The organism is Parendozoicomonas verongulae, from assembly GCF_009711465.1.
Taxonomy (GTDB): domain Bacteria; phylum Pseudomonadota; class Gammaproteobacteria; order Pseudomonadales; family Endozoicomonadaceae; genus Sansalvadorimonas; species Sansalvadorimonas verongulae.
The window spans coordinates 1-7,117 of the sequence record NZ_SMME01000720.1; the positions used below are offsets into that span (position 1 = coordinate 1).

At 51.0% G+C, this 7,117-nt stretch carries 7 protein-coding genes; 5 read left to right on the forward strand and 2 right to left on the reverse strand.

Features of this window, described 5'->3' with window-relative positions; genetic code table 11:
* Nucleotides 1–63 precede the first annotated feature (63 nt).
* The 4 genes from E1189_RS03840 to E1189_RS03855 all read left to right on the forward strand — a co-directional run bounded on the left by E1189_RS03840 (nucleotide 64) and on the right by E1189_RS03855 (nucleotide 3,134).
* Nucleotides 64–1,083: an ArsJ-associated glyceraldehyde-3-phosphate dehydrogenase gene (locus E1189_RS03840; protein ID WP_155158748.1), complete on the forward strand. Its 1,020-nt coding sequence runs from the start codon at nucleotides 64–66 to the stop codon at nucleotides 1,081–1,083.
* 174 nt (nucleotides 1,084–1,257) lie between these two features.
* Complete coding sequence (gene arsJ / locus E1189_RS03845) at nucleotides 1,258–2,493, forward strand: organoarsenical effux MFS transporter ArsJ (RefSeq protein WP_155158749.1); 1,236 nt, start codon at nucleotides 1,258–1,260, stop codon at nucleotides 2,491–2,493.
* Between the two features lie 67 nt (nucleotides 2,494–2,560).
* Nucleotides 2,561–2,818 (forward strand): toxin HicA, encoded by a 258-nt coding sequence (locus tag E1189_RS03850; RefSeq protein WP_155158750.1) that lies wholly within the window; start codon nucleotides 2,561–2,563, stop codon nucleotides 2,816–2,818.
* Complete coding sequence (locus E1189_RS03855; RefSeq protein ID WP_155158751.1) at nucleotides 2,811–3,134, forward strand: type II toxin-antitoxin system HicB family antitoxin; 324 nt, start codon at nucleotides 2,811–2,813, stop codon at nucleotides 3,132–3,134. The genes E1189_RS03850 and E1189_RS03855 overlap by 8 nt, the downstream gene beginning before the upstream one ends.
* 53 nt (nucleotides 3,135–3,187) lie before the next feature.
* On the opposite strand, the gene E1189_RS03860 is transcribed toward E1189_RS03855, so the two are convergent.
* Together E1189_RS03860 and E1189_RS03865 are read right to left on the reverse strand one after the other, a co-directional pair.
* Complete coding sequence (locus E1189_RS03860) at nucleotides 3,188–4,099, reverse strand: manganese-dependent inorganic pyrophosphatase (protein ID WP_155158752.1); 912 nt, start codon at nucleotides 4,097–4,099, stop codon at nucleotides 3,188–3,190.
* 73 nt (nucleotides 4,100–4,172) lie between these two features.
* Nucleotides 4,173–5,378 carry a glycosyltransferase gene (locus E1189_RS03865; protein WP_155158753.1) on the reverse strand — a complete coding sequence of 402 codons (1,206 nt, stop codon included), beginning with the start codon at nucleotides 5,376–5,378 and terminating at the stop codon, nucleotides 4,173–4,175.
* 139 nt (nucleotides 5,379–5,517) lie between these two features.
* Between E1189_RS03865 and E1189_RS03870 the strand changes: the two genes are divergently transcribed.
* A complete protein-coding gene (locus E1189_RS03870; protein ID WP_155158754.1) occupies nucleotides 5,518–6,981 on the forward strand; it encodes a mannitol dehydrogenase family protein in 1,464 nt (487 codons plus the stop codon).
* Nucleotides 6,982–7,117 lie beyond the last annotated feature (136 nt).

Below are 7,117 nucleotides of genomic sequence, written 5' to 3' on the forward strand. Positions count from 1 at the left end.
GTGCTTCCAGTCTGCAGTTAGTGCATTATGACGAGCTGATTCTTCTCTCGACAGGGACAGATTATGTCTATCAAAGTGGGTATCAATGGTTTTGGCCGTATTGGTCGACTGGTTATGCGTGCAGCTTTCGACTGGCCCGCTTTTCAGAATAAAGAGTTTGAATTTGTACAGATCAACGATGTAGCGGGCGATGCTGCAACTCTGGCCCACCTGCTGGAGTTTGATTCTGTGCAGGGCATCTGGAAGCACAATCAGGTTTCCTCCACCGACAATGGAATTGTTGTGGATGGTCAAACTCTTCGCTGCACTCAGGAACGTGATATTGATGCCGTAGACTGGTCGGGCTGCGACTTAGTGATTGAGTGCACCGGCGTGCACAAAACCCGTGAGCATCTGGACAAGTATCTGGCTCAGGGGGTTAAGCGGGTTGTGGTGTCGGCCCCTGTGAAAGACGACTCAGTACAGAATATCGTGGTGGGCGTGAACGATAACCTTTATGACCCTGAGAAGCATCGCATTGTGACGGCGGCTTCCTGCACCACGAACTGCCTGGCACCTGTCGTAAAAGTGATTCAGGAGAAGTTAGGTATTGAGCGTGGCTCTATGACTACGGTTCACGACATTACTAACACTCAGACAATCCTTGATGCGCCCCACAAAGATCTGCGCCGTGCCCGTGCCTGCGGTATGAGCCTGATTCCTACGACTACGGGTTCTGCCAAGGCGATCACTCAGATTTTCCCTGAGCTGACGGGCAAACTGAATGGCCATGCTATTCGTGTGCCCCTGGCGAACGCTTCTCTTACCGATATGGTGTTTGATGTGGCTCGGGATACCTCCATTGAGGAGGTGAATACTCTGCTGAAAGAGGCTGCTGAGAATGAGCTGAAAGGTATTCTGGGCTTTGAGGCACGCCCTCTGGTGTCTATTGATTACCGTGGTGATCGTCGTTCATCTATCGTTGATGGGCTGTCCACCATGGTTGTTGACAATCGTATGGTGAAGATTTACGCCTGGTATGACAATGAGATGGGCTACGCGTGTCGTACGGCGGAGCTGGCTCTTAAGGTTGGCCGTAGTTAGAGCCTGCTGGATTAATACAATAAGTGCAATCGGTCAGGATTCGGGTTTATCTTTCCGCTCCACCAGACCATCCCTGGTCTGAGTCGCTCGCAGGCCATCCATGGCCTTTGAAAGACAAACCCGAACCCTGACCTCCAAAACATCGTCATCCTATGCTTTAACTTTCTAACGTGTATGAATAAACACAATAAAATCCTATTTCCGCTCTCTGGTTTGGATCGATCTGTTCGCCAGTACCTGCTGATTACTTTCAATTACTGGAACTTCACCATCACCGATGGCGCGCTGCGTATGTTGGTGGTTCTCCATTTCCATCAGCTTGGTTATACCCCGCTGGAAGTAGCAGCGCTGTTTCTGTTTTACGAGTTTTTTGGTGTGGTGACTAACCTCACCGGCGGCTGGCTGGGGGCAAGGCTGGGGTTAAACCGTACAATGAATATCGGCCTCGGGATGCAGATTGTGGCGCTGGGTATGCTGACGGCTCCCGCTTCCCTGCTCTCTGTGCCCTGGGTGATGGCGGCGCAGGCTTTGTCGGGTATCGCCAAAGACCTGAACAAAATGAGCGCCAAGAGTTCCATCAAAATGCTGGTGAAAGATGGCGGTCAGGGCAAGCTTTATCAGTGGATTGCGGTGCTGACCGGTTCCAAGAACGCTCTGAAAGGTCTGGGGTTCTTTGTCGGCGGTTTATTACTGGCACTTGTGGGCTTCCAGTTCGCGATGGTAATTATGGCTCTGGTGCTGGCCGCTGTGTTGACACTGAGTTTGGGAATGCTGGATCAGGACATCGGCAAAGCAAAGGCGAAAGCCAAGTTTACTGAGATATTTTCAAAGAGTGGCCCTATTAATATTCTCTCCGCTGCCCGTATGTTTCTGTTTGGGGCTCGGGATATCTGGTTTGTTATCGCCCTGCCGATTTATCTTGGTTCCACCTTTGGCTGGAGCAGTGAACAGGTCGGTGGCTTTCTCGCCTTATGGGTGATTGGTTACGGCTTTGTTCAGGGTATTGCGCCGAAGATTACTGGTCAGAACAGCGATGGTCGCTCGGCTATGATTTGGGCTGCCGGGCTTGCTGTTATTACGGCGGTAGTCGCCTATGGCGTACAGTCGGGCTGGAACCCTCAGTTTGTGATTGTTGCTGGCTTACTGCTGTTTGGCGCTGTGTTTGCCATTAACTCTTCCCTGCACTCTTATCTGATTGTCGCTTATGCGCGGGAAGATGGTGTATCCATGGATGTAGGTTTTTACTACATGGCTAATGCCATGGGGCGCCTGATTGGCACAGTGCTTTCCGGGTGGCTGTTTCAGATGTCCGGGCTGGTGTTTTGTCTTTGGGTTTCGGCAGGGTTTGTTGCGGCTGCGGCTTTGATTTCTGTTAAGTTGCCACAGCAAAAGGCCAGTACTGAGCAGTAACAAAAGTCTTCTGGCAAATCAGGGAACCTCCACTTTAATGTAGTATCCATAGTAGTACTACATTAAAATGAGTAAATGGCAAAAGCTGCTGGATAAACTCCGCCACAATCCATGTGATGTTCGATTCGATGATCTGGAGAAGATCTGTGATCAGTACTTTGGTTCACCCAGACAATTGGGCAGCAGTCACAGGGTCTACAAAACCCCATGGAAGGGAGATCCTCGGATAAATATCCAGAAAAGCAAGAATGGAAAGGCTAAGAACTATCAGGTTTCTCAGGTGCTGGAAGCCATAAATAAACTGGAGGCAATGAATCATGGTTAATCATGAGCATTATACCTATCGAGTCACCTGGTCTGCTGAGGATAAGGAATTTGTAGGCCTGTGTGCAGAGTTTCCCAGTCTCTCCTGGCTGGCAGAGACTCGATCAGAAGCAATGGACGGTATTGTCAGCGTGGTTGGTGATGCTGTCGCAGAGATGCACTCAGCCGGTGAAGTTGTACCTGAACCAATATCTGAACGTAAGTTTTCAGGCCAGTTTGTACTGCGAATTTTACCGGATCTTCACCGGAAACTTGTTTTGGAAGCAACAGAGCAAGGGGTCAGTCTAAACAGATATATTGCCGCCCGCCTCGCCTGAACAACCATACAAAAACGCCCCACAAAAGCGGGGCGTTTCCATCTAACCAGCGATTAACCAGCCAGAACAGTCTGCAGCCAGGGCCACGCCTGTTTCTTGCGACTCAGGGTGTTTTCCATCACCAGCATGTTGTCTTCTTTGGCGTGCTCTGCCAGACGAGTACTCCACTCCCCCTGGAACAGCAGCTGAGTTGTGGACGTGGTGATGTTGGTAACCATCAGTGCAGCCAGCTTCAGGCCATCGTTTTCACAGCGGGCTTTCAGTTCAGCCTGCAGCTCGGCGAGCTTGTCGTTGGTTTGCTCGAAGTTGGCGATTTCAATCTGACCAACAACAACCGCTTCTTCCTCGAAAGGGTATTTCTTCAGGTCGCGATCAACCAGGCTGGCGATGCTCAGACCTTCCAGGTTGGTTTTTACGCGCATCAGCTGGTCGCAGAACTCTTCCAGATTGATACCGGCGATTTCGGCCAGTGCTTCAGCAGCACCCTTGTCCTTCTGAGTGCAGGTCGGGGAGCGAAAAGCGACAGTGTCACTGCAAATTGCCCCCAGCATCAGAACCGCCTGGGAACGGGAGATTTCAACGTTTTCCAGCTTGTGCAGGTTGTACAGGATGGTGCAGGAGCAGCCTACAGGCCAGATCCAGGCTTCCAGTGGGTTCTTGGTGGTCACATCACCCAGACGATGGTGATCCACGATGCCCACAATTTCCGCCTCTTCAATACCGGCAGGTGCCTGGGACAGATCAGTGAAATCCACCAGCCATACTTTCTGGCCAGCCACTGTGTCGTAAATAGCTGGAGCCTGAACGCCAGCCTGATCAAGAATAAAGGCAGTTTCGCCAGTCACTTCGCCCTGAGCCAGAGCTACAGTGTCCTCACCACGGGCAGCTTTCAGCCACTCGGCCGCTACCAGTGCAGAACAGATACTATCGGAATCGGGATTGGTATGACCAATAACCTGGATCATTACGTCCTCTTATACAACACAGCTAAGAATAATCCGTCAGACTACAACAACAGTCAGCAGGAACGAATCAGGGTTAACCGGTTAACCAATAATTTATCAGTGCTATGCAACGACCAAGGGAGTGTTTTTGCTGATGTCTGGAGATTTGAAAGGCGCGCTGTTGTGCCCTATGGGATATGTTTTGAAGGTTTTCCAGAACCTGAGGTAAAACCAGCCCTAATTCTGAAGGATGCGCGAACCGTGAACAGTTCGTTTTCCGGCATCGATGCGCCAGCAACTGCTGCTCCAGGTGCAAAGGCAGATGAATCTGGGGCGTGCCAGCCATCAGGCATTCCGCAGTCAGCTGATGACCTCCGTGACTTACAACCAACTGAGCTTCCCGTAGGGCCAAGCCTGTGTTCAGGGGTTTGTGCAACAGTTTTACGTACGGCCTGTTAGCGTACTTTTCCACCAGAGCAAAAGGCACGTCCGGAATGCAGGCCAGTACAGGAAGACCCGTTTGCTCCAGCACTTCAAGCTGCGCGGCTAAATACTCCCGAGGTTTTAAGTAAACAAAAATTTTAGGGCCATAGACCGGAGGCCAAACCGGCTTCTGGTGTTCAAACTGTACGGACTCAGGAAAAAGAACACCGCCGTAGTTGACTTGCGGGCGGGAACCGAGATGATCCAGCTCTCTCAGTGTCATTAAAAATGTTTCGTTAACACGGTAGATATCAGCCAGTTCCTTCATCGGGCTGATACCCTGAGCTTCTAAAGCCTCATTACAGTCGCTCAACACATGGGCTTCGTCGTTTTCTATCACACTTCGGGGCAGTGCATTGTGGAGCGTGGGAAGTGGATAGGTTGGCAGCGGGCAGGTAAACCCATCGCCAAAATTAATTCTGGGAATCGCCATATCGCGGGAAACCATCAATGCTGTAGGGCTGTGGTCGGCAATCAGCATATCCGGCTTCAGCTCACAGAGAAGGCGGTGCCAGTTGCTCACCAGCCTGCCCAGAACCTCTGAGTCGCCATATCCCACGTTAAACAGCACATGGACGTAAGCGGGTGTCTGTTCCAGAGAGTTTGGCAGATGACCATTGTAGAACGGAGCCTGTACATAGCCGACACGACCAAACTGCTGAAACAGTGGCGAAAAAACTTCACGGGCAGGTTCAAGGTGGCGGGCTATCAGTGTGATCTGATGCCCTGCAGCCAGCAGCTCTCCGGCTAATGTTTTCAGGCGGGAAAGGTGTCCGAACCCACCTCCCAATTCCCAGGCAAGGGCAATGTGAGCCATATATCATTTTGAATTTGTTATGAGTCTTATTTATGGCACAGGGGGACTTATACACTCAAGCATTGATGCAAAACAACGTGAAGGCCGTACAGTTTCATAATAATCAGGGCAGGCTGATGAATAAGAACAGGACTGAACCATGCTCAATACAACAACTGCAGAAAAACTTGAGGTTTCATACAGACTCTCTGGTCGAGAGGCTATTCAGCCAGCCATCGTACATCTTGGTTTAGGCGCATTTCACCGTGGTCATCTGGCGCTGATTAGCGATGAATTTATGGCTGTGTCCGGTCAGCGAAACTGGGGTATCACATCCGCCAACATTCTGGGGGACAAAACTCTGGTAGAAAACCTTCAGGCTCAAGACAACCTGTACACCGTAACAGAGATTCACCCGGACGGGCACCGGGAATGCAAGCTGGTCAGCTCTATCGTGAATTCCCTCCATGCAGAAGACGACCGCCTTCCATTGATTGAGAAGATGAGCGAGGAAGACACCCGCATTGTTACGCTGACCATCACCGAAAAAGGCTATTGCACGAATATGGCCACAGGTGAGCTGCTGCTGGATCACCCGCTGATCGTCCACGATCTGGCCAACCCGGAGCATCCTAAAACTGCTATCGGTATTCTTGTAGCTGCACTGGCTGCACGACGGGCAGCAGGTATCAAGCCTTTCACAGTCCTGAGCTGTGACAATATTCCCGATAACGGCAAGCGCACCCGCAATGCGGTTTTGCTGTTTGCTACTGCTGTAAATGATGACCTGGCCCATTGGATCGATGAGCAGTGCACCTTCCCCAGCGCCGTTGTGGATCGCATTGTTCCTGCAACCACTCAGGAAGACCTGCAGATGGTGAAGAATAAGTTGGGCGTTGAAGATAAAGCTGCTGTCGTATGTGAGGGCTTCCGCCAGTGGATTATCGAAGACAACTTTGTGATGGGTCGCCCAGACTGGGATGATGTTCCCGGGGTAACCTTTGTAGAGGATGTTCGCCCCTACAAAGAGATGAAGCTGCGCATGCACAACGGTGCACATTCGTTCCTTGCTTACTTTGGCAGCCTTGGTCATCACACCACCATCAGTGAGGCGGTATCCGACCCTGAGCTTCGCAAAGCTACCCAGAAGCTGATGAAATGCGCAGCAGAGACTCTGGATGTTCCCGCCTATCAGAATTTGCAGGCTTATTCTGAACAGCTACTGCAGAGGTTTGCAAATACCGAGCTGGCTCACAAAACCAGCCAGATTGCGATGGACGGTTCCCAGAAAATCACCCAGCGCTGGTTGGAAACCATTTGCTGGCATCTGGATCACAACTCCAGCTACGCTCCTCTGGCACTGGGGCTGGCGGCCTGGATGAAGTACGTGTCTGATCCTGACACGGTTATTGAAGACCCGATGGCAGCAGAGCTTAAGCTGACCGCCGAGACCTACCCCAATAATCTGGAAGCGCGCACAAAAGCCTTCTTCAAGCTGCATTCCATCTTTGGAGATTACCTTCCCATAGATGAACGTTTTGTGCGGGAAGTAACTATCGCTTGTCGTATATTGGAACGACGGGGTGTGCAGGGTGCTCTGCACTACATGAACGAAAACTTCTAACTTTGCGCTTTAACAACGCACACCCGACACTCTTCACCTATAACTGAAGCCCCCAGTCATAGGTGGAGATGTGCATATTCCCAATGGTAAACGCCAACGTCACAAGGCTACGTTGTTATCTTCTTTGTTCTTTTTA